Annotated in this window: 19 protein-coding genes; all 19 read left to right on the top strand. The window is 34.3% G+C overall.

The features are described 5' to 3' along the window. Positions 1–146: 146 nt before the first annotated feature. The 19 genes from RT412_RS09910 to RT412_RS09820 all read left to right on the top strand — a co-directional run bounded on the left by RT412_RS09910 (position 147) and on the right by RT412_RS09820 (position 23,008). Complete coding sequence (locus tag RT412_RS09910) at positions 147–2,519, top strand: DNA translocase FtsK 4TM domain-containing protein (protein WP_313343070.1); 2,373 nt, start codon at positions 147–149, stop codon at positions 2,517–2,519. Then, a complete protein-coding gene (gene rimO, locus RT412_RS09905; protein ID WP_313343066.1) occupies positions 2,519–3,856 on the top strand; it encodes a 30S ribosomal protein S12 methylthiotransferase RimO in 1,338 nt (445 codons plus the stop codon). Before RT412_RS09910 ends, rimO begins: the two co-directional genes overlap by 1 nt. After that, the gene (pgsA, locus tag RT412_RS09900; protein ID WP_313343063.1) at positions 3,843–4,394 is read left to right on the top strand and encodes a CDP-diacylglycerol--glycerol-3-phosphate 3-phosphatidyltransferase; all 552 of its coding nucleotides are present in this window, start codon (positions 3,843–3,845) and stop codon (positions 4,392–4,394) included. Before rimO ends, pgsA begins: the two co-directional genes overlap by 14 nt. Positions 4,395–4,891: 497 nt before the next feature. Next, entirely contained in the window at positions 4,892–5,692 is an 801-nt protein-coding gene (locus RT412_RS09895) for an enoyl-CoA hydratase-related protein (RefSeq protein ID WP_313343060.1), read from the top strand. 45 nt (positions 5,693–5,737) lie between these two features. Further along, the gene (locus tag RT412_RS09890; protein ID WP_313343057.1) at positions 5,738–7,057 is read left to right on the top strand and encodes a GntP family permease; all 1,320 of its coding nucleotides are present in this window, start codon (positions 5,738–5,740) and stop codon (positions 7,055–7,057) included. Between the two features lie 47 nt (positions 7,058–7,104). Next, positions 7,105–8,328 carry a CaiB/BaiF CoA-transferase family protein gene (locus tag RT412_RS09885; protein WP_313343054.1) on the top strand — a complete coding sequence of 408 codons (1,224 nt, stop codon included), beginning with the start codon at positions 7,105–7,107 and terminating at the stop codon, positions 8,326–8,328. Between the two features lie 111 nt (positions 8,329–8,439). Further along, positions 8,440–9,576, top strand: coding sequence for an acryloyl-CoA reductase (acrC, locus tag RT412_RS09880; RefSeq protein WP_313343052.1), 1,137 nt, complete (start codon positions 8,440–8,442; stop codon positions 9,574–9,576). A gap of 9 nt (positions 9,577–9,585) precedes the next feature. After that, entirely contained in the window at positions 9,586–10,383 is a 798-nt protein-coding gene (locus RT412_RS09875; protein WP_313343050.1) for an electron transfer flavoprotein subunit beta/FixA family protein, read from the top strand. A gap of 16 nt (positions 10,384–10,399) precedes the next feature. Next, complete coding sequence (locus tag RT412_RS09870; protein ID WP_313343048.1) at positions 10,400–11,440, top strand: electron transfer flavoprotein subunit alpha/FixB family protein; 1,041 nt, start codon at positions 10,400–10,402, stop codon at positions 11,438–11,440. Positions 11,441–11,603: 163 nt separating this feature from the next. Then, positions 11,604–12,998, top strand: a complete 1,395-nt coding sequence (locus RT412_RS09865) for a sigma 54-interacting transcriptional regulator (RefSeq protein WP_313343045.1) — start codon at positions 11,604–11,606, stop codon at positions 12,996–12,998. A gap of 151 nt (positions 12,999–13,149) precedes the next feature. Continuing rightward, entirely contained in the window at positions 13,150–14,184 is a 1,035-nt protein-coding gene (recA, locus tag RT412_RS09860; RefSeq protein WP_313343043.1) for a recombinase RecA, read from the top strand. Positions 14,185–14,412: 228 nt separating this feature from the next. Then, entirely contained in the window at positions 14,413–15,948 is a 1,536-nt protein-coding gene (gene rny / locus RT412_RS09855; RefSeq protein WP_398439258.1) for a ribonuclease Y, read from the top strand. A 190-nt stretch (positions 15,949–16,138) separates the two neighbouring features. Beyond that, a complete protein-coding gene (locus RT412_RS09850; RefSeq protein WP_313343041.1) occupies positions 16,139–17,299 on the top strand; it encodes an MFS transporter in 1,161 nt (386 codons plus the stop codon). A 25-nt stretch (positions 17,300–17,324) separates the two neighbouring features. Continuing rightward, positions 17,325–18,758: an adenylosuccinate lyase gene (purB, locus tag RT412_RS09845; protein WP_313343038.1), complete on the top strand. Its 1,434-nt coding sequence runs from the start codon at positions 17,325–17,327 to the stop codon at positions 18,756–18,758. A 20-nt stretch (positions 18,759–18,778) separates the two neighbouring features. Further along, positions 18,779–19,477, top strand: coding sequence for an NAD(P)H-dependent oxidoreductase (locus RT412_RS09840; RefSeq protein ID WP_313343036.1), 699 nt, complete (start codon positions 18,779–18,781; stop codon positions 19,475–19,477). Positions 19,478–19,515: 38 nt separating this feature from the next. Then, positions 19,516–21,120, top strand: a complete 1,605-nt coding sequence (gene ggt / locus RT412_RS09835) for a gamma-glutamyltransferase (RefSeq protein WP_313343033.1) — start codon at positions 19,516–19,518, stop codon at positions 21,118–21,120. Positions 21,121–21,156: 36 nt separating this feature from the next. Further along, the gene (locus RT412_RS09830) at positions 21,157–21,690 is read left to right on the top strand and encodes an RNA polymerase sigma factor (protein WP_313343031.1); all 534 of its coding nucleotides are present in this window, start codon (positions 21,157–21,159) and stop codon (positions 21,688–21,690) included. A gap of 214 nt (positions 21,691–21,904) precedes the next feature. Then, positions 21,905–22,312 (top strand): hypothetical protein, encoded by a 408-nt coding sequence (locus RT412_RS09825; RefSeq protein WP_313343029.1) that lies wholly within the window; start codon positions 21,905–21,907, stop codon positions 22,310–22,312. A gap of 18 nt (positions 22,313–22,330) precedes the next feature. After that, positions 22,331–23,008, top strand: coding sequence for a DUF4367 domain-containing protein (locus RT412_RS09820; protein WP_313343026.1), 678 nt, complete (start codon positions 22,331–22,333; stop codon positions 23,006–23,008). Positions 23,009–23,089: the final 81 nt, after the last annotated feature.

The following is a 23,089-nucleotide window of genomic DNA, read 5'->3' as shown; positions in this document are numbered from 1 at the left end:
ATGATATAATAAATACTATTAAGGATGCAAAGACGAACGTCTTTGTCTGATTATGTATTTATTGTATCGGTGTGAAGCAAACCGATAAGCGGCTTGCACTTATGATAGAATAAATTTTAGAATAGTACAGGGGGACGTTGTACAAAATGGCAAAAGTACAAACTGAAAGCAAGTCAAAAAAAACAAATACAAGAAAAAAAAGTACAAGCACAAATCAAAGTAAAAAAACCGATGTTCTTAAAAAAGAAATAATGGGTATTTTTATTGTTGCATTTGCCGTATTTTTAATTGTAGTCACAAACAAAGAAAATCAAACGGGTATTATAGGCAAATCAATTAATGTTTTTACTCATTCTATTTTTGGTAAGGGTGCTGATGTATTACCTTATTTTATATTGACAATTGGAGTAATGAGGTTATTAAACATAGTAATTTTAAATGATAATAATCAAATTATCGCAATAATCGGCTTTTTTATTTGTTACTTAGTATATGTTTCTATATCTGATACGGCAATTTTTGCTATATTAAAGGGAAACAACAACTTACAGGAATTATTTAAAGCTTCTGCAGATATAGGCTTAAAAAAAGTGGGCGGAGGCATAATAGGAAATATATTAACATATATATTTGTAAAACTATTAGATAAAAACGGCACGTACATAGTTCTTGGCGCGTTGGTATTTTCAAGCATAGTACTGTTTACAAACCAAAGTATCATAGGAATATTCAAATTATTTGCAAGTTACATAAAGAAATTTTTAAATGCAGTATATAATTTTGTATTTACAGAATCGACTGATGAAGATAATAATAAAAAATCAGTTGAAAAGCATAATAAAAATCAAATTGAGTCAGCAGATGATATTAAAATATATGATTATTTAAATCCGGCAGATAACAATAAAAAGTCGGAAATTACGCAGCTTAAAATTGATGACATAAAAAAACCGTTTCCAAATGCAGTACAAGCTGACACGAAAAAACAGGAAGATATAGAATATGCGGAAAAAGAAAAAAAGACAAATCATAAGGAAAAATTTGAACCGCAAGCAATTACCGATGATATAATCAACATTACCGGTGTTAAAAGTGATAAGTATAAAATACCGTCAACAACACATTTAAATCCGCTGACGCAGCAGAGCAGAGGAGATAAGGAGGATTTGAAGAAAGATGGGGAAAAGCTGATTGAAACATTAAACAATTTTAATATACCCTGCAACATTCTTCAGATTAACAAGGGACCTACAATTACAAGATATGAAATCCAACCTGCTCCCGGTATTAAGGTCAGCAGAATAACCGGCTTATCCAACGATATAGCTCTTGCGTTAGCTACGTCGGATATACGTATGGAAGCACCCATACCCGGCAAGGCTGCAATAGGAATAGAAGTTCCGAACAAAAGTAAGACGAGCGTATATTTAAGGAGCTTAATAGAATCAAAAGAATATAAGACTGTTGGTACAAATATTCCGTTCGCTTTGGGAAAAGATATAGCAGGAAAAAACATTATAGCAAGCATTGATAAGATGCCTCACCTTTTAATAGCAGGGGCTACCGGTTCGGGTAAAAGTGTATGCATTAATTCTTTGATCATGAGTATTTTATTTAAAGCGAGACCTGATGAGGTCAAGCTTATACTGATAGATCCCAAGGTGGTTGAATTAAGTGTATACAATGGGTTGCCGCATTTATTGATACCTGTTGTTACAGACCCTCGCAAGGCGGCAAATGCACTGAATTGGGCTGTTTCGGAAATGACAAGCCGTTACAAGGTATTTGCTCAAAACAGCGTAAGAGATATTGCAACCTACAATGAAAAGATGGTTAAAGAAGGTAATGATAAAATGCCTCAGATAGTTATCGTAATAGATGAATTAGCTGATTTGATGACTGTTGCATCTTCCGAAGTTGAAGAATATATAACAAGAATAGCTCAGCTTGCAAGAGCATGCGGCATGCACCTTGTTATAGCGACTCAAAGACCGTCTGTAGATGTTATAACAGGTGTTATTAAGGCAAATATACCTTCACGTATTGCTTTTGCGGTATCTTCACATATTGACTCAAGGACAATTTTAGATTCGGGAGGAGCTGAGAAGCTTCTTGGAAGAGGTGATATGCTTTATCATCCAATCGGTCTGCCTAAGCCGATACGTATCCAGGGAACATTTATATCAGACGATGAAATTAAAAGAGTTGTAGATAACATTAAGGAACAACAAATAGAAATAAAAATAAATAAACAAAATGAAATAATAAATGAAATAGAAAAAACACAAAACAGTGATGAAGAAGTAGATGAGCTTTTAGAACAAGCAGTTGAAATGGTCGTTACAGACGGCCAGGCTTCTGCATCTTACATTCAAAGAAAATTTAAAGTTGGATATGCAAGAGCAGCAAGAATAATCGATCAGCTTGAAGAAAGAGGAATAGTAGGGGGTCATGAAGGAAGCAAGCCTCGAAAAGTGCTTATAACTAAAGAAGAATTAGACGAAATGAGAGGAAATTAATGAAAAAGATTTATATGCATTCACTGGGATGTTCAAAGAATTTAGTTGATTCTGAAAACATGCTGGGTATTTTACGCAACAAAGGATTTAAAACCACAGATTATGCTGACAAAGCAGACTACATCATTATAAATACATGCTCGTTTATAAGTGATGCACAGCAGGAATCAGTCAATGCAATATTGGCTGCTGCAGATGTAAAAAATGAGGCAAACCAAAATGCAAAAATAATAGTAACCGGTTGTTTAGCTCAAAGATTCGGCGAAGAACTGTCAAAGGAAATTCCGGAAGTAGATATAATCGTAGGTACAAGCGGGTTTGATAAAATAGATGAATATATAGAAAAATACGAAAACAGTAAGCAATTAGTGGTTGATACCAATATGAAGGAGTTGGACGAAGAAAATCTTCCAAGAAACTCTTTGACGGAAAATTGGTACGCGTACTTAAAGATAGCGGAAGGCTGCAGCAATAATTGCACCTACTGCGTTATACCACAGCTCAGAGGACCATATAAAAGCAGGAAAATTGAAAAAATTGTTGAAGAGGCAAAAATTCTTGCAAAGCAGGGAGCAAAGGAAATAATAATTATTGCTCAGGATACAAGTAAGTATGGACTTGATTTGTATGGTGAAAGAAAGCTTCATGAGGTAATTAAAAAGGTTTCTGAAATTGACGGAGTTCAATGGATTAGAATTCATTATTTGTATCCCGAAGATATTTATAATGAACTTATAAATGAATTTAAAAATAATGATAAGCTTCTTAATTATTTTGACATACCGTTACAACATATTAATGACAGAATATTAAAAAGGATGCACAGGAATACAAACAAGAAGCAAATAATAGATTTAATAAATAAAATCAGAAATGAAATTGAAGATGCTGTAATCAGAACTTCTTTAATAACAGGATTTCCCGGAGAAACAGAGGAAGAGCACGAGGAGCTGTTAAAATTTTTAGAGGAATATAAACTTGACAGAGTTGGTGTTTTCCAATATTCAAGGGAGGAACATACTCCTGCTTACAAGCTTCCTGACCAAGTAGATGATGATATTAAACAAAGAAGACAGGATGAGTTGATGGAGCTGCAGGTCGGCATATCATATGAAAACAACTTAGCTAAAATAGGCAAAACTTATGATGTTTTAATTGAAGAAAAGGATGTTGAGAATATATACGTCGGAAGAACTTATATGGATTCTATAGATATAGACGGTGTTGTTTATGTAACATCAGACAAGAAATTAGATTTAGGCAATATTTATAAGGTTAAAATAAATGATGCTTTAGAATATGATTTGATGGGAGATGAGGTTGATGAACTGGTTTAAGAACATGAATTTACCAAATAAGCTTACTGTTATAAGGATATTGGCAATACCCCTTTTTCTGATATTTTTGTACATAAGCAAAGGAGTATTTCGTTTTCTGCCTCTTTTGGTTTTTGCAGCTGCGGCAGTAACCGATGCAATTGATGGATATATAGCAAGGAGAGATAATTTAATTACCGATTTCGGAAAATTTATGGATCCTCTTGCAGATAAGCTTTTAACATGTGCGGCTTTTATTGCGTTTGTGGAGATTGGTTATTTGAGCTCTTGGGTTGTTATTATAATTATTTCAAGAGAATTTTTAGTATCCGGGTTCAGAACCTTGGCAGCTTCAAAGGGAGTAAAAATAGCTGCAAACCCTTGGGGTAAAATAAAAACAGTTTTTCAGATGATACTGATAGTTGTTATTTTATTAAACTATACAGGTTATTTTGAATTTACAAACCTTTGGATCGGTCCATTGGTTGCTGTAGTTGTACTTTTAACGGTTACTTCAGGAGCAACTTATATCTATGAAAATATAGAAGTGATTATCTAAAGAAGGGAACGAACAACTCCTTCTTTAGATAATAAATTGTCTTAAATTTGATACAACAAAAACACACCCAATTGTTAATGCATTAACAATTGGGTGTGTTTTGCCTATAAGTTTCTATAGATTAATGAGATTCCTTGAAAATATGTATATATGTTGAATTTTCATTGTATCATAGCTATAATGTCGAGTTATGGCATAATATAAGTCGAATAATGTCTCAAAACATATACAAAAGTATCAAGTTTGAGACATTATAATTATTAATTTACCAAAATATAAATGTTTTTTCAAATGTAAATTTATTAACAAAGGCAGATGAATAACTGTTTTTAATTTTTAAAACAGTGATAAATTCGTTAATTTTTCAACGTATAACAACTAAGACAATATTTTGCGATAATTGTTTATGAATATTTGGCATAAGTATTGCTTGTTAGTTAAGTATCTAACGAGGCCTTGGTAGATAAATATAAAATGCAAGTAAATCAGGAGGAAAAATGTTATTGTCGGACCTTATTTCTAATTTGGAAAATATTCAATTAACAATTGAAGATGATATTGCAATTGTAAAGATGAATAGGCCAAAAGCTCTAAATGCACTAAATGATTTAACATTAACCGAACTTAACAATATCTTTGATTGTATAAAAAAGGAATCTTCAATCAGAGGTATTATTATAACCGGAGAAGGCAAAGGATTTGTTGCAGGTGCTGATATAGTGCAAATGAAAAATTATAAAAGTTTTGAAGGCAGGGCTTATGCTGAAAATGCACAAAATGTTTTTAATAAAATTGAAAACATAGAAAAACCGGTCATTGCCGCTGTAAATGGATATGCATTAGGCGGAGGATGCGAACTATCCTTAAGCTGTGATATAAGAATTGCTTCAACTAAAGCAATATTTGGACAGCCGGAGGTAGGGTTAGGAGTTATACCATGCTTTGGCGGTACTCAAAGATTACCAAGATTAATTGGTTCAGGACTTGCTAAAGAGCTTATTTATACAGGAAGACAAGTTAAAGCAGATGAGGCTTTAGAAATCGGACTTATAAATAAAATTGTAGAACATGAAATATTAATTGATGAAGCTAAAAAAATGATGAAGATGATTCTAAAAAATGCGTCATTAGCAATTGGATTTGCAAAAGTTGCTATAAACAGAGGAATGGAGATGGATATTGCTAATGGTTTAGAATTTGAAAAGGATATTGCAGCTTTATCTTTTGCTACAGAAGACAAGGATGAAGGAATGTCAGCATTTATTGAGAAAAGACCAGCAGTTTTTAAAAATAAATAATCTTTGAAGATATTTAACTAAAAATAAAAAACGAGAGGTGAAAGTATGAATGGATCTGTTTTATTAAGTATACTTGGAATTCTTGTATCACTTGGATTGCTGGTAGTGCTTATTATGAGAGGTATAAATATATATGTTGTTGCCTTGTTGTGCTCTTCAATAGTGGCTTTAACCGGTGGTATTAATCTTTATGATGGATTAAAGGAAAGCTATATGGGAGGTTTTGTGGGCTTCTTTAAAGCAAATTTCTTAATATTTCTAACGGGTACCATAATGGGTAAAGCTTACGAAATTACTAACGGTGCAAAAGCTATAGCAAAAATGATAATTAATAAATTTGGTCCAAGTATGGCACTTATTTCTATACCTTTGGCATGCGGCATAATATCCTATGGCGGTGTTAGCGTCTTTGTAGCAAGTTTTGCAGTTTTTCCCATAGCATTAGAGGTATTTAAACAGGCCGGATATCCAAGAAGATTTATTCCTGCGGCATTAACATTTGGGTGTTCTACTTGGGCAATGGTTGCACCGGGTGCACCACAAATTCATAATGCCGTTCCGGCATCAGCGTTAGGGACAGATTTAATGGCTGGAACAGTCAACGGTTTCATAAGCATATTATTTATATTGATATTAGGCTGTACAATACTTATAAAAGTAGTAAACAGAGCGAAAGCTAAAGGAGAAACCTTTGTAGCGAAGTCAATTGATGTCTTTCATGATGATGCACAGTATCCTGGTGGTTTAACAGCTCTTGTACCATTATTTATAACAATTTTTGTTATAAATATGAAAATAGATGGAAAGGTTTTAGTTCCATTAGAATTTGGAGTATTTTTAGGATCCTTAATAGTAATATTGTTGTTAAATAAATATCAGGATAACAGTAAAATTTTCTATAATTTAGGGGAAGCTTGTAAGCAATCTGTAGTTTCTATTTCTAATACATGTGCAGTTGTAGGATTTGGAGCTGTTGTAAAAGCGTCTGTAGCATTTCCGGTTATAATTGACGCTATGTTAGGTATACCTGGTCCACCACTGGCAGGGGTTGCTATTGGTACAACTGTTATAGCAGGTATTTGCGGTTCAGCTTCCGGAGGTTTAGGTATAGCGGCGCCTTTATTGGGACCGGCATATTTAGCTCTCGGAGTACCGGCAGCTTCAATACATAGGGTTATGACTATATCGTCAGCAGCATTAGATTCATTGCCGCATAATGGATATATAGTTACGGTAACAAACGGTTTGTGTAATGAATCGCATAAAGATGCATACGGTCTTGTATTTTGGTTAACGGTTGTAGTACCGGCGATTGCTTCAATATTAGCGGTAATATTGTTCTCACTGTTTCCTAATTGGCCATAAATAGAAAAATAATATTATTTAATTAAAAAATGCTTAGGAGGTATCATATGTTTAAACCATTAACAGGAGTCAAGGTAGTTGATTTAACTTATTTTATTGCCGGACCGGGTACAGCAAGAATACTTGCTGATTGGGGAGCTGATGTAATAAAGGTCGAACCGTTTTGGGGTGATCCGGGGAGAACAACAGGTGCAGGAATGGGGGCACCTACAACTTTCGGAGTTAATCCGTTGTATAGTTGCTATAATTCAGAAAAAAGGGGTATATCTGTAGATTTAAAATCAGAAAAAGGAATGGAAATACTTCATAAAATATTAGCAACAGCAGATGTATTTGTAACAAGCTACAGAACAAAAGCACTTCAGAAATTAGGATTAGATTATGAATCTGTTCATGAAAAATATCCAAGAATTGTGTGGGCACAAATAAATGGATTCGGTGATTACGGACCGGCTAAGGATAATCCGGGATTTGATACTGTAGCTTTCTGGGCAAGGAGTGGTGCTATGCTTGATTCTGCAGAAAAGGGCACTACAGTTAATCCTCCTATAGGCTTTGGAGATGCAACTACTTCTTGCAGCTTATCAGGAGGTATAGCTGCAGCTCTCTATCAACAGCAGAAAACAGGTATTGGTGCAAAAGTCATGGTATCATTATTTGCACAAGCAATATGGAATTTAAGTTCGCTCGTTGCCTCCACCCAATATGGAGATATATATCCAAAAACAAGAACTGAAGCTAACTCACCGGTAATTAATTCTTATAAATGTAAAGACGGCGGTTGGATATTTTTAAGTATATTAGAACATGAAAGATATTATGATTCTTTATGTAAGGTAATCGAAAGAGAAGATTTAATAGGTAATGAAAAATATTCAACTACATTAGCTGCAAAAGTAAATTCTTCCGAATTTATTGAAATTATATCAAAGCAGTTTGAAAAATGGACACAAGATGAAATGGATAAAAAATTAATTGCTGCTGATATAGCGCATGAGAAGATTCAAGGTGTTAATGATGTTATTAAGGATCCACAAGCTATTGCCAACAACTATTTATATGAAGTTGAAAATAGGGATGGTTCTAAATGCTTTATGGCAATGCCTCCTATTAAGTTCAACACTATTGATGTTCATGTTAAGAACGATGCTCCATTAATAGGTGAAAACAATGAAGAAATATTGAAGGAAATAGGTTATTCGGAAGAAGAAATAAAACAGTTTACTGAAGAAAAGATAATATTAAGTGTTCCGTATGTAAAAGAAACTTAAATAAAAGCACCCTTAATTATAGCGTTTTTATAAATGCCTGAAATAGATTACGATAACAAATGAATTTTTCATTTGTTATCGTAAAAATATGAAATAATAGGAGGAAATAAGATGGAATTTAAATTCTCTATATCTGAAGAAGTTATACAAAAAGTAGCCAGAGAGTTTGCTGAAAAAGAAGTTGCACCTTTAGCAGAGGAAATAGATAAGGAAGGAAAATACCCATTTGAAACATTCGATAAAATGGCTAAAATGGGTTATACAGGAATAGGCGTTCCTGAAGAATATGGCGGATCTGGCGGAGATGATGTAACAAAGGCAATTGTAGTATCTGAAATAGCTAAAAAATGCGGTGCTACAGCTGCCATATTATCAATTCATCATGTGTTTGTACAATGTATATTGAAGTTTGGAACAGAAGAACAAAAACAAAAATACTTACCTTTTGTAACAAGCGGTGGAATGAAAACTGCATTTGCTTTAACAGAACCAAATGCAGGATCAGATGCTGCCAAAGTTCAGACGACTGCAGTTCTTGATGGTAATGAGTACGTAATCAACGGAACAAAATGTTTCATTACAGGTGGTAATTTAGCAGATTATGTTGTATTGTTCGCATCTACCGATACCTCTAAAGGAGTAAAAGGATTGTCTGCAATAGTAGTTCCAAAAGGAACACCTGGTTTTTCAATAGGAAAAATTGAAAATAAAATGGGAATAAGAGCTTCTAATACGGCTGAATTAATATTTGATAACTGCCGTGTTCCAAAAGAAAATCTTGTTGGAAAAGAAGGACAGGGATTTAAAATAGCTATGATTTTACTTGATGGAGCACGTATTGGTATAGCTGCACAGGCTTTAGGTATAGCCGAAGGTGCTTTAGAAGAAGCTGCTTCTTATATGAAGGAAAGGGTTCAATTCGGAAAACCAATAGCTGAATTTCAAGGGTTACAATGGTATATAGCAGAAATGGCTACTAAAATTGAATGTGCAAAATGGATGATATATAGAGCTGCAACACTGAAAATTAATGGACAACCATTCTCTAAAGAAGCTGCTATGGCAAAGTTATTTGCATCCGAGACAGCAAGCTTTGTTGCCAATAAAGCGTTACAAATTCATGGTGGGTATGGTTATATGAAGGATTACTCATTAGAAAGAATGGTAAGAGATGCAAAGATAACTGAAATTTATGAGGGTACTTCTGAAATTCACAAAGTTGTAATTTCAAGAGCAGTACTTGGTTAGGAGGGTATTATGAGAATTATTGTATGTCTAAAACAAGTTCCCGACACAAATGAAGTAAGAATTAATCAGGAAACCGGAACATTGATAAGAGACGGGGTTCCAAGTATTATGAATCCGGATGATAAAAATGCACTTGAAGAAGCACTGAAATTAAAAGATGAACATGGTGCTGAATTAATAGTAATAAGTATGGGGCCGCCACAAGCCAAGGATGTTCTTAAAGAGGCGTTGGCTATGGGAGCAGATGAAGGAATATTAATAAGTGACAGGGCTTTTGGAGGGTCTGACACATGGGCTACTGCAACAATTATTGCAGCTGCTATAGAGAAAATCGGAAGCTATGACATAGTATTCTGTGGAAGACAGGCTATAGATGGCGATACGGCACAGGTAGGACCTGAGATTGCTGAATTTTTGAATATTCCGCAAGTAACATATGTAAAAGAAGTAAAGGTTAAAGGCGACAAGCTTGTAGTTACAAGATTTACTGAATACGGAGAATATGTTTTTGAGGTTGCTGCTCCGGTATTATTAACTGCTATAAAAGAATTAAATACTCCGAGATATCCATCAATTAAAGGTATTTTTAAAGCTTATGGAGATAAAGGTGAGGAAAAAATTAAAATATTCAGCTTTAATGATTTAGTTGTTGATCCTACTCAAATTGGATTAAAAGGTTCACCTACTAATGTATACAAATCATTTGTACCTGTGAAAGACAAGCATTCAGAAATAATTGAGGGACAGAATTCAAAAGAGAAAGCTGATACATTAGTAAGGAAGCTATCAGAATTAAATTTAATATAGTGAGAGGAGGAGCATAATGGAAAGAGCAAAAGTTAATCAAGAAATTAATTTAAATAATTATAATGATGTCTGGGTTATAGGAGAACTTATTGGTGGTAAGATACATCCTGTAACCATTGAATTAATAGGTGAAGGCAGAAAATTATCTGATTCAATAAATAAGAAATTAAATGTAGTGGTTGTTGGTTACCAAGTTAAGGAAGCAGCTGAAAAATTGCTGAATTATGGTGTGGATAAGGTTTTATATGTTGAACACGAATTACTGAAAGATTTCAATACAGAAGGCTATTCAATTACTATTTCTAATCTGATAAATGAAAGAAAGCCGGAAATTGTTTTGTTAGGTGCAACTTCTATAGGCAGAGATATTGGACCAAGACTTGCTGCAAAGATTGGTACCGGACTGACAGCAGATTGCACTAAATTGGAAATAGATGAAACAGACGGGAAGCTGCTTCAGACAAGACCCGCATTTGGCGGAAATTTAATGGCCACTATTATTTGTCCAAAGAACAGACCGCAGATGTCAACTGTAAGACCGGGTGTTATGGCAAAGGCAAAACAAATTGATAAAATTACAGGTGTAGTGGAAGTTATCATGCCCATATTAAATGAAGAGGATTTAAGGGTTAAGTTAATTGATAAGATTACAAGCGTAAAGAAGAGAGTAAATCTTATAGAAGCGAAAGTTGTTGTATCAGGAGGAAGAGGTCTAAAAGAATCTGCAGGTTTTAAATTGATACAAGAATTAGCTGATGCATTAGGCGGGGAAGTAGGTTCATCAAGAGCTGCAGTCGATGCCGGATGGATAGAGAGTCCACATCAGGTTGGTCAAACAGGTACCACGGTAAGACCTGATTTATACGTGGCTTGTGGAATTTCAGGAGCAATTCAGCATCAGGCCGGTATGCATGAATCTGAATATATTGTGGCAATTAATAAAGATCCAAGAGCACCTATATTTGAAATATGCGACTTTGGAATTGTCGGGGATTTATATGAAGTCATTCCGGCAATGATAGAAGCCATAAGGGAAAAGAATTTCTTAGAAATATAACTAAATTAGACGTCCTCGCCTCTATAGGTGGTTGATTCAATTTACAACTAAAAAGTTCCTGTCGGGAGCTTTTTGGTTTTTGTTTGATAAGTTTATAACAATGTGTTATAATACGACATAATATTTAATTCAATAAATAATATATTTTTTTTGGAGTAAATTTATGAAATTAGGAAATGAAAAATATAAATATATTTTCGACGAAATACTAAAAATGACAGATGATGGATTTATAGTTGTTGATGAGGATGGCATAATTGTAGATATTAACAATCAATATTGCGACTTTCTTGGAAGAACAAAGGAAGAGGCAATCGGTTCATCTATTTTGAATATTATATCAAATTCTAAGATGGTGGATATTGTTAATAAGAAATATCATGAATTTGGAATGATACACAAATTTTGCAAGGGAGAAACAAAAGAAGTTGAAAATGATTTTTTATTAGTGAACCGCTCTTGTGTGACTGACGAAAAAGGTAAAGTTATAGCAGGTGTAGCTCAGGTAAAATTTAGACTTCAAACCTTAGATTCAGCACAAAAATTAATGAGAGAATATTCCGAGTTGCAATATTATAAGGAAGAATACAATAAAATTCGGTCAAATAGCCATTCTTTTGATGTAATGATTGGCAAAAATAAGAATTTTATCAGTATAAAGAAACGTGCAATGAAATTCGCAAAGACAGATTTTCCTATTTTGATAACGGGAGAAACAGGAACAGGCAAGGAAGTATTTGCACAATCAATTCATAAAAACAGTATAAGGCAAAATAAACCTATGATAAGCATAAATTGTGCAGCTATTCCTCATGACCTCATTGAATCAGAGTTGTTTGGATATGAAGAAGGATCCTTTACCGGTGCTAAAAAAGGAGGAAAGCCCGGTAAATTTGAGCTTGCAAATGAAGGAACAATATTTCTTGATGAAATCGGTGATATGCCGTATGATATGCAGTCAAAATTATTAAGAGTACTTCAGGAAAACGAAGTGGAAAAAATTGGTGCAACTAAGACCATACCAATTGATGTTAGGGTAATAGCGGCCACACGTCAAAATTTAAATGAAATGGTTTTAAACGGAACATTCCGTGAAGACTTATACTATAGACTTAATGTGGTCAATATAGAAGTTACACCATTAAGAGAAAGAAAAGATGATATCGTACTCTTTGCTGATTATTTCTTAAGAAGCTTAAATTGCAGATATAAAACCTTAATTTCAATAAGCGATGAAGTTGTTAAGTGTTTAATAAATTATAACTGGCCCGGAAATATAAGAGAATTAGAAAATGTAATAAAGAGTGCTTATGCGTCATGTGAAGATTTAGTTATTCAGGTAAACGATTTGCCTTCTAAAATGATATCTTACACTAAATTTAAAAACGAAGACAGTCCGGATAAGAAGTTAAAGACGTTAGTCAATAAGTATGAATTATTATTAATTAAAGAAGCTTTAAAAAGAAACAACAATAATATTCAGTTAACTGCATCAGAGCTTGGAATTCACAGAAGCCTTCTTTATAAAAAGGTAGAAAAATATGGTATAATTTTTTAATTAAATATAAGCATGGAATATAATAAAAATTTCAAGTTATTAAAATAATACAATTAAAAATATAGTATTATTTTAATATATTTATTGACAATGAGTTTGTTATTTTGTATAATAAACAAAAGAGAACAATTGTTCGCAAAGGAGTTGTGAGATGGAAAAAGATAAGGCACTTGAGCTGGCGTTAGCTCAAATTGAAAAGCAATTCGGTAAAGGTTCTATAATGAAGCTTGGAGAAAATGCAAAATTGAATATAGAATCAATATCAACAGGAGCTTTGCCGCTTGATATTGCAACAGGCATAGGAGGAGTTCCTAAAGGCAGAATCGTAGAAATTTTTGGACCTGAATCATCCGGTAAAACAACCGTAGCATTACATATAGTTGCAGAATCACAGAAAAGAGGCGGTATTGCAGCGTTCATTGATGCTGAGCACGCACTTGATCCGGGATATGCTAAAAAGCTTGGAGTATCAATTGAAGATTTAATAATTTCTCAGCCTGACACAGGAGAACAAGGATTGGAAATAGCTGAAGCCTTGGTTAGAAGCGGTGCAGTTGATGTTATTGTTGTGGACTCTGTTGCAGCATTAGTTCCAAAGGCCGAAATAGACGGTGAAATGGGAGATTCTCATGTGGGCTTGCAGGCAAGATTGATGTCACAAGCACTTAGAAAGTTAGCAGGTGCAATTAACAAGTCCAATACTGTTGCCATATTTATAAACCAATTGCGTGAAAAGGTGGGAGTAATGTTCGGTAATCCTGAAACTACCACAGGGGGTAGAGCTCTTAAATTCTATTCGTCAATGAGATTAGATGTAAGAAGAATAGAATCGCTTAAAAAAGGCGATGATGTTTACGGTAACAGAACGAGAGTAAAGGTTGTTAAAAATAAAGTTGCTCCGCCGTTTAAGCAGGCAGAATTCGATATTATATATGGCAAAGGAATATCCAAAGAAGGCTGTATATTAGACATGGCAGTTGAAGCAGGAGTGGTAAATAAATCAGGTGCATGGTATTCATATGAAAGCTCAAGAATAGGGCAAGGAAGAGAAAATTCCAAGGATTACTTGACTTCAAATCCTGAGCTGATGAGTGAAATAGAAAAAAAGGTAAGAGATAAATTTGAACTTGGCGATGCAGTGTTAAGTTCAGATGATTCGGACAAATCAGGCGATTTAAATGATTAATACAATGAATTTTGTTAGAATTGATTAAAATAGTCAGAACGGCTCATTGCTGTTCTGTTTTTTTGCTATTTATCTTGACATAATGTATAAAAAATTATAGAATATATTATATTCAAGTATCAAGAAATAACTTAATATTTCATATAATTTAGAAATTATCATTTAATAAACATTTAGTTAAATGTAAATATTTCGCAGCTTGAAAATTTAATAACGGGAGGTGCTGAATTGTTAATAGAAGTAACAGTAGGTATTATCTGCGCAATAATAGGTATAGTAGTAGGATTTATAATTCGTAAAAATATATCTGAAAGCAAAATTGGTAGTGCTGAAGAAGAAGCTAAAAGGATAGTCGATGATGCAACAAAAGATGCAGAAACAAAGAAAAAAGAAATTCTTGTTGAAGCAAAAGATGAAGCTCATAGAATGAGAAATGAATATGAAAGAGAAAACAAAGAAAGACGAAGCGAATTACAAAGATCAGAAAAAAGACTAATCAAAAAAGAAGAAATGCTCGATACTAAAAGCATGCAGGTTGAAAAGAAAGAAGAAACTCTTCAAAAGAAATTAAAAGAAGTTGAAACCAAGCAAAGTAAATTAGAAGCAATCCATGACCAACAATTAGAAGAGCTGGAAAGAATTTCCGGACTTTCAACTGATGAAGCAAAAAGCATTTTAATTGACAACATTAAAAAGGAAGCAGAACAAGAGGCTTCAATTGCAGTGAAAGAAATAGAAAAAGAAGCAAAGGAAACTGCAGAGAGAAAAGCACGTGAAATAATTACATATGCGATTCAAAAATGTTCTGCAGATCATGTAGCGGAAACCACTGTATCTGTAGTTGATCTGCCTAATGACGAAATGAAGGGTAGAATAATAGGAAGAGAAGGAAGAAATATCAGAGCTCTTGAACAATTAACGGGTATAGATATTATAATAGATGATACACCGGAAGCAGTAGTAATTTCCGGATTTGATCCTATTAGAAGAGAAGTTGCAAGATTAGCACTTGAAAAATTAATTGCAGATGGTAGAATACATCCTGCAAGAATTGAAGAGATGGTTGAAAAATCTAAAAAAGAAGTTGAACAGCAAATTAAAGACGAAGGTGAACAGGCAACACTTGATACCGGTATACATGGACTTCATCCTGAGCTTGTAAGACTTTTAGGTAGATTAAAGTTTAGAACAAGCTACGGACAAAATGTATTGAAGCATTCTATGGAAGTATCATATTTGGCTGGTATAATGGCAGCAGAATTAGGAGTAGATGTTAAAATCGCGAAGCGTGCCGGCTTATTACACGATATAGGCAAGGCAGTTGATCATGAGGTTGAAGGTCCTCATGTTACTATAGGCGAGGATTTGGCAAGGAAATATAAAGAAAGCAAGGCAGTAATTCATGGAATTGCTGCACATCATGGAGATATTGAACCACAAACTGTTGAAGCAGTTTTAGTTCAGGCGGCTGATGCTATATCGGCGGCAAGACCGGGTGCAAGAAGAGAAACACTTGAAACTTATATTAAGAGATTAGAAAAACTTGAAGAAATATCAAACTCATTTGAAGGGGTAGAAAAATCTTTTGCTATTCAGGCAGGAAGAGAAGTGCGAATTATCGTTAAACCGGAAGTTACAAGCGATTCAAGCATAATTTTGATTGCAAAAGACATAGTTAAGAAGATAGAAGAAGAAATGGAATATCCGGGTCAGATTAAAGTTAATGTAATCAGAGAAACAAGAGCAACAGAATACGCAAAATAGCATAATTAGAAAGAAATATATGGAAGTAAACAAGTTTATTGTTTACTTCTTTTTAATTTAGATATAAAATAAACAATATAAATATATATAAAGGAACTAATAACTATGAACAATCCGATTTAAAAAACTCAATTATTTTAATGCAATAACCATCTTTTATTGTGCAAAAAAATAATTGGAGGATTTTAAATTGGAAAACAAAAAACTTAATATTTATTTATTATATGCTATAGCCTTGCTTCAGGGCATGATTTTTTACGGTCCCATAGCAACGCTGTACCGCCGTGCACAGGGGCTTTCGATGTATGACATTACGCTTATAGAAAGCATATCACTGACGGTTATGATATTGCTTGAGCTGCCATGGGGTTATGTTTCGGACAAAATAGGCTATAAAAAGACAATCGTAGTATGCAATATACTATATTTTATATCCAAGATAGTATTCTGGAAGGCTGATAATTTTTTTATGTTTGCCGCGGAAAGGCTTATTCTTTCGGTGGTTTTGGCAGGCATTTCGGGATGCGATTCGGCTTATTTGTATTTATCGGCAGATAAAGAAAACACTCAAAGCGTGTTCGGCATCTATGAAGCTATGAGTACTGCCGGATTGATATTTGCTTCATTAATTTTTTCTGTCTATGTAAATGACAATTATGAAACGGCTGCATTTTTGACGGTAGTTTCTTACGGCGCGGCAATGCTGTCTTCATTGTTTCTTATTGAAGTAAGACCGGAGACGAACGGATACACAAATGCAGAGGTCAGAATAAAAGCAATCGCAGAGTCTTTCATGAAGGATAAAGCATTTATCATGTTTTTGCTGGCTGCTTCGTTGCTGATGGAAAGCAACCAGATAATCACGGTATTTTTAAGTCAGGTACAGTACCTTCAGTCCGGGATTCTTCCGAAATATATGGGATATATCTATATACTTGTAACTGTATCGGGAATGCTCTCGGCGTATTCTCATATAATTACAGACAGGATAGGAGAAGGAAGGACAATAAAGATGTTATTTTGCACGGCCGCCATATCCTGTATTTCAATGTCAGTGGTTTTAAATCCGGTTTCTTCCGTGCTTTGCATTGTTTTGATGAGAATATCCGCATCGGTTTTTATTCCCATATCCATTAATATAAAAAACCGACGTATAACAACATCAAGCCGTGCAACCATGCTGTCAGTTTATTCAGCCATAATGAATATTACCGCCATTATGATAAATCTTATTCTGGGTAAAATGGCAGATATCAATATCCGGTATGCAATGGTATCAGGGGCTTTATTCTGCGGGTTAGGACTAATTTTATACGCTGTGTGGGAATCAAAGGAAAGAGTTAAGAATTAAAATATATATTAAAAGAGGTTATGAAATGTCAAGAGATACATATGAAAATCCGTTAATAACAAGATACGCAAGCAAGGAAATGAGCTATATCTTTTCCGATGAAAAGAAATTTTCAACATGGAGAAAGCTTTGGGTCGCATTGGCAGAAGCAGAAAAAGAACTGGGCTTAAACATAACAGATGAACAAATAGACGAAATGAGAGCCAATATTTACAACATCGATTACGATATGGCGGCTCAAAAAGAAAGAGAGTTCAGACATGATGTAATGGCTCATGTACATACATTCGGAACTGCATGCCCTAAGGCAATGCCCATAATACATCTGGGAGCAACCAGCATGTATGTGGTTGACAATACGGATGCCATCCTAATGAAGGAAGCATTATTGTTAATAAAAAAGAAATTAGTGAATTTAATAAAGGTTTTATCAGATTTTTGTTTAGAGTATAAGGATATACCAACATTAGGATACACTCATTATCAGCCGGCACAGCTTACGACAGTCGGTAAAAGAGCTTCACTGTGGCTTCAGGATTTATATTTAGATTACGAAGAAATTAATCATGTCTTGACGTTGGTTAAACTGAGAGGCGTAAAAGGAACCACCGGTACACAGGCAAGCTTTATGAGCCTGTTTGACAACGACGGAGAAAAGGTTAAAAAGCTTGAAGAATTAGTGGTTGAGAAAATGGACTTTCATGATGCATATAGGCTGACCGGACAGACATATACACGAAAGGTTGATTTTTATGTATTGTCAACCCTAAGCGGCATAGCTCAAAGCTTACATAAGATGACTAATGATATCAGAATACTTCAAAGTCAAAAAGAAATAGAAGAACCTTTTGAAAAAAATCAAATCGGTTCTTCTGCAATGGCATATAAAAGAAATCCTATGAGAAGCGAAAGAATTGCATCATTGGCACGTTTTATTATTTCTAATGAAGCCAATATGGCTAATACCGTTACTACGCAGTGGTTAGAAAGAACATTGGATGATTCGGCTATTAAAAGATTAGCTATGCCGCAGGGATTTTTAGCAGCAGATGCAATTTTGAGTATTGCAATCAATATATTCAGTGGAATGGTTGTAAATGAAAAAGTAATAGAAAAGCATATAAGTGACGAGATTCCTTTTATGACGACGGAAAATATAATTATGGAAGCAGTTAGGCGTGGAGGAAACAGGCAGGATCTCCACGAAGAAATAAGAGTTCTTTCAATGGAAGCAGCAGAGCAGGTTAAAAAATTCGGAATGCAGAACGACCTGATTGAGAGGATGTCAAAGAGCAAGGTAATAAATATGTCAAGGGAAGAGATTGAAGCCACAATAAATCCGGCAAATTACACAGGAAGGGCACCGCAGCAGGTAGAGGAATTCTACAATGAGGTGATAAAGCCTCTTCTTGAAGAAAACCGTAATTTGCTCGGGGTTGATATTGAGCTTAAAGTGTAGTGCTTTCTGTGGGGGAAGATATGAATATAACACTGGTTTACGGAACTGAGCGCAAAGGAAGTACATATAACATTGCGCAATTGTTTTTAAACAAACTGAGAGATGAAAAATCTGAAGTGACGGAAATTTTTCTTCCAAGAGACATGCCTCATTTTTGCAAAGGCTGCAGTCTATGCTTCATGAAGGGAGAGGAATATTGTCCTGATTATGAACAGGTTAATAAGGTTAGAATTGCACTTGAAAAAGCTGATTTGCTGATTTTTGCCAGTCCCGTATATGTATATCACACCACAGGACAGATGAAAACGTTGCTTGACCATTTCGGATATCAATGGATGGTTCACCGGCCAAATAAAACAATGTTCGGAAAAATTGCTCTCGTAATTTCTACAGCCGCAGGAGCAGGTATGAAGTCAACAAACAAGGATATTGCAGACAGCCTTACCTTCTGGGGGATTGCAAGAATATTCAAATACGGCAAAGGTGTCGCCGCAATCAACTGGAATGACGTAAGTGATGATAAAAAAGCTGTTATTTATAAGGATGTGGATAAAATATCCGCAAAAATAATAAAGAAATCCAAAAATGTGACACCGAACATAAAGGTAAAGGCACTGTTTTATGCAATGCGTATAGCTCAGAAAAGAGGTGGGTTCAATAAAACTGATGTAGAATACTGGAAAGCGCAGGGATGGCTGGGAAGCTTGCGCCCGTGGTAACGATAAATTACATTAATATATACTATAGGGAGATAAGAATGAAATTTAATCCTGAAGAATACAAATACTCATCCAGAAGAAATGTTGTTTACGGTCATAGAGGCATGGTAGCTACTTCGCAACCATTAGCCTCACAGACCGGCTTAGAAATGTTAAAGAAAGGCGGTAATGCAGTAGATGCAGCTATTGCAACTGCTGCCTGCCTGACGGTTGTGGAACCAACATCAAACGGTTTAGGAAGTGATGCATTTGCATTAGTATGGATTAAGGATAAGCTTCATGGTTTAAATGCCAGCGGGTATTCGCCAAGCAGTATTTCTATGGATAAGCTTAAAGATAGAGGATTTAATGAAATCCCTAAATACGGGGTGATACCTGTCATGGTGCCAGGTGCTCCTGCAGCATGGGTAGAATTATCAGAAAAATTTGGAAAGCTTTCGTTGAAAGAAGTATTAAATCCGGCAATAAACTATGCTAAAAACGGATTTACAGTTTCAGTAAATGTTAAGAAAGCATGGGATACAAGCTATAATATATATAAGAAACAGCAGGGAGAAGAGTTTAAATATTGGTTTTCTACATTTACTAAGAACAATAAGACTCCAGAATTTGGTGAGCTTTGGAAGCTGCCGCACCATGCCTATACCCTTGAATCAATTGCAGATACTAATGGTTCATCATTCTACAAAGGTTACATAGCCGACAAAATAGATGAATTCTTCAAAAAATATAACGGTTATTTATCAAAAGAAGATTTAGCAAATTATAAGCCGGAATGGGTAGAGCCGATTACTGTAAATTACAGAGGTTACGATGTTTATGAAATACCTCCTAACGGTCAGGGCTTAGTTGCTTTGATGGCATTAAATATTATAAAGGGTTTCGATTTTTCATATAAAGACAACAGCGATACGTATCATAAACAAATTGAAGCTATAAAGCTTGCATTTGCAGACGGACAAAAATATATTACGGATTCAAATTATATGAAAATAAATATAAATAAGTTATTGTCTGATGATTATAGCGAGAAAAGAAGAAAAACTATAACAGATATGGCTCTAATGCCTGAATCAGGTGATCCAAACAGCGGAGGAACAGTTTATTTATGTACTGCTGATGGTGATGGCAACATGGTTTCCTATATACAAAGCAATTACATGGGGTTTGGCTCCGGTATAGTCGTACCAGAAACCGGAATAGCTTTTGCGAATAGGTTACATAATTTTAGTTATGACAATAATCATGATAATTGTCTCATGCCGAATAAAAAAACGTATCATACGATAATACCGGGATTTTTGATGAAGGACGGAAAAGCTGTGGGACCTTTTGGTGTAATGGGCGGCTTTATGCAACCTCAGGGTCATGTTCAAGTAATTACAAATTTAATTGATTTTCATATGAATCCTCAGGAAGCTTTAGATGCTCCGAGATGGCAGTGGATAAAAGGTAAACAAATTGAAATTGAGCCAACAGTTCCATACCATATAGTAAATGATTTGATAAAAAGAGGGCATGAAGTAAAAATTCAACCGAATTTGAATTCATTCGGACGCGGGCAAATGATATTAAGATCTGAAGAAGGAACACTGTGCGGCGGAACAGAACATAGAACGGACGGACATATAGCAGTATGGTGATTATCAATGAGTATTAAACAATAAAAGGGGTAAGTAATGTTAATTTATTTAAATTTATTGGATACTGAAGAAGAAAAAAGTAAGTTCGAACAAATTTACAACTATTACAAGCTTACAATGTTTTATGTGGCCAAAAGCATCTTAAAAGATGATTATTTATCTGAAGATGCCGTTCATGATGCATTTATAAACATAGCTAAAAGCATGGACAACATATCAGATGTTATAAGTCCCAGAACAAAGGGTTATGTTGTAATTATAGTCAGGAACATTTCTTTGAATATACTGAAAAAACAAAAACCAATTGCTGAAATTGAAGATTTTGATGAAAATGTTTCATACGATATAAGCTTAGAGGATGAGATATTGTCGAAATTATCTTTTGATTTCATTATAGAAGAAATTATGAATTTACCGGTGATATATAAGGATGTGTTGTACTTATCGTACGTAGAGGATCTCAGTACTCAGGAGATATCGAAATTAATAAATATTTCCAATGAGGCAGTCAAGAAAAGATTACAAAGAGGAAGAAAAAAATTAGTTGAAAGTATCGGCGAAGCAATGTAAGCAGACGACCCAAATCTCCGATTTGGTGTCGGTCGCTTATGCTGGAAGTGAAAGCAAGACGACCCAAATCTCTGATTTGGTGTCAGTCGCTTATGCTGTAATTGAAACAGAAAAAAATTTCTGCTTTTTTTTATAATTTTTTGTCCCCATATGCAGCTTAAAATTGTTTATATAGTATAGAGAATTTTTATAGCATATTAGGTAGGTAGAGTTTATGAATACTGAATTTTATTTTAATAGGATATATGCGATTGCTTTTAAGTTAACAGGTGATGAAGAAATTGCTGAAGAAATATCGACAAAGGCAATAATTAATACGATTAGAGATTTTAATGAAGATTATGAAGTAAATGCAAGTATGTTTAAATTAACTATTTTAGAATTATTTAAAATTTATTTGATTATGCCGAAATCAAGATGTAATGATAACATAAAGGGAATTCAGAGTGCATTATTAAAGCTTAAACCGATAAACAGAGCATTAGTAATTTGGAAAGATATACTGGGATTTAAGATATCAGATAATACACCTGTTTCAGGTTCATACGGAGAATTGCACAGGGAACTCATATATGGCAGAAAAGAGCTTAAAGAACATATTAGTATGAGTCAATTGGATTAATAAGAAAGGTAAATTTATATGGTTAATGAAATATTAAAAAATGCATTGGTAATTTCAATGGAAAATGAGATAAATACCATTCCTTCAAGTATAGATTTAAAAGAATACCATAGCTTTTCTGCTGAATTCAATAAAAAAATGAACCGTTTAATAAAGAAAGCAAATATCAAATATGTAAATATAGATAAATTCAGAGTCAGAAGAAGTATTGTTGCTGCATCGTTAGTAATAATTATTGCAGCCGCCTCCATGAGTGTTGAAGCTTTAAGGTTACCGGTAATAAAATTGACTGAAAAAATATATGCCGAATTTTCGGAGATTTTATTTGATAATGAAGAAGATATTGAGGTTCCTAAAATGATTGAAGCTGTCTACGTACCTTCATACATGCCTGAAGGATATGAATTAGTTGAAGAAAGCAAAGATATGAAGCTGATGCATTTTCTGGTTTACTCTAATGAAAAAGGACAGCTAATTATGGTTGACCAATATACATTAGGCGTGAGCATGGCAGTAGACACAGAGGGAATAACCTCAGAAGAAATAACAATTAAGGAGAAGAGCGGAATAATATATACCAAAAACGGTTTAACCACCATAATAATTAATGACAATAATTATGTGCATATGATTTCCGGATATGAAAGCAGAGAAGAAATTATTAAAATAGCCGAATCACTGCATATCAGAGAATAAATAATAAATATGGAGTTAAAATATGGCGTTGGATATGAGATAAGTTTACATCTTATACAGTCGGCAGAGACGAAGGCTTTT

The sequence above is a fragment of the Sedimentibacter sp. genome (assembly GCF_032080165.1).
GTDB lineage: Bacteria > Bacillota > Clostridia > Tissierellales > Sedimentibacteraceae > Sedimentibacter.
The sequence above is the reverse complement of the archived record's forward strand: the minus strand, read 5'-3'. Positions and strand labels throughout refer to the sequence as shown.

Excerpts from the sequence above, each read along its gene's own strand:
- RT412_RS09895 (WP_313343060.1), top strand. The coding sequence starts at position 4,892 with ATGTTATTGTCGGACCTTATTTCTAATTTGGAAAATATTCAATTAACA.
- recA (WP_313343043.1), top strand. The coding sequence starts at position 13,150 with ATGGAAAAAGATAAGGCACTTGAGCTGGCGTTAGCTCAAATTGAAAAG.
- pgsA (WP_313343063.1), top strand. The coding sequence starts at position 3,843 with ATGAACTGGTTTAAGAACATGAATTTACCAAATAAGCTTACTGTTATA.
- acrC (WP_313343052.1), top strand. The coding sequence starts at position 8,440 with ATGGAATTTAAATTCTCTATATCTGAAGAAGTTATACAAAAAGTAGCC.
- RT412_RS09825 (WP_313343029.1), top strand. The coding sequence starts at position 21,905 with ATGAATACTGAATTTTATTTTAATAGGATATATGCGATTGCTTTTAAG.
- RT412_RS09830 (WP_313343031.1), top strand. The coding sequence starts at position 21,157 with ATGTTAATTTATTTAAATTTATTGGATACTGAAGAAGAAAAAAGTAAG.
- RT412_RS09840 (WP_313343036.1), top strand. The coding sequence starts at position 18,779 with ATGAATATAACACTGGTTTACGGAACTGAGCGCAAAGGAAGTACATAT.
- ggt (WP_313343033.1), top strand. The coding sequence starts at position 19,516 with ATGAAATTTAATCCTGAAGAATACAAATACTCATCCAGAAGAAATGTT.
- RT412_RS09870 (WP_313343048.1), top strand. The coding sequence starts at position 10,400 with ATGGAAAGAGCAAAAGTTAATCAAGAAATTAATTTAAATAATTATAAT.
- RT412_RS09865 (WP_313343045.1), top strand. The coding sequence starts at position 11,604 with ATGAAATTAGGAAATGAAAAATATAAATATATTTTCGACGAAATACTA.
- RT412_RS09890 (WP_313343057.1), top strand. The coding sequence starts at position 5,738 with ATGAATGGATCTGTTTTATTAAGTATACTTGGAATTCTTGTATCACTT.
- RT412_RS09875 (WP_313343050.1), top strand. The coding sequence starts at position 9,586 with ATGAGAATTATTGTATGTCTAAAACAAGTTCCCGACACAAATGAAGTA.
- purB (WP_313343038.1), top strand. The coding sequence starts at position 17,325 with ATGTCAAGAGATACATATGAAAATCCGTTAATAACAAGATACGCAAGC.
- RT412_RS09910 (WP_313343070.1), top strand. The coding sequence starts at position 147 with ATGGCAAAAGTACAAACTGAAAGCAAGTCAAAAAAAACAAATACAAGA.
- RT412_RS09885 (WP_313343054.1), top strand. The coding sequence starts at position 7,105 with ATGTTTAAACCATTAACAGGAGTCAAGGTAGTTGATTTAACTTATTTT.
- rimO (WP_313343066.1), top strand. The coding sequence starts at position 2,519 with ATGAAAAAGATTTATATGCATTCACTGGGATGTTCAAAGAATTTAGTT.
- RT412_RS09820 (WP_313343026.1), top strand. The coding sequence starts at position 22,331 with ATGGTTAATGAAATATTAAAAAATGCATTGGTAATTTCAATGGAAAAT.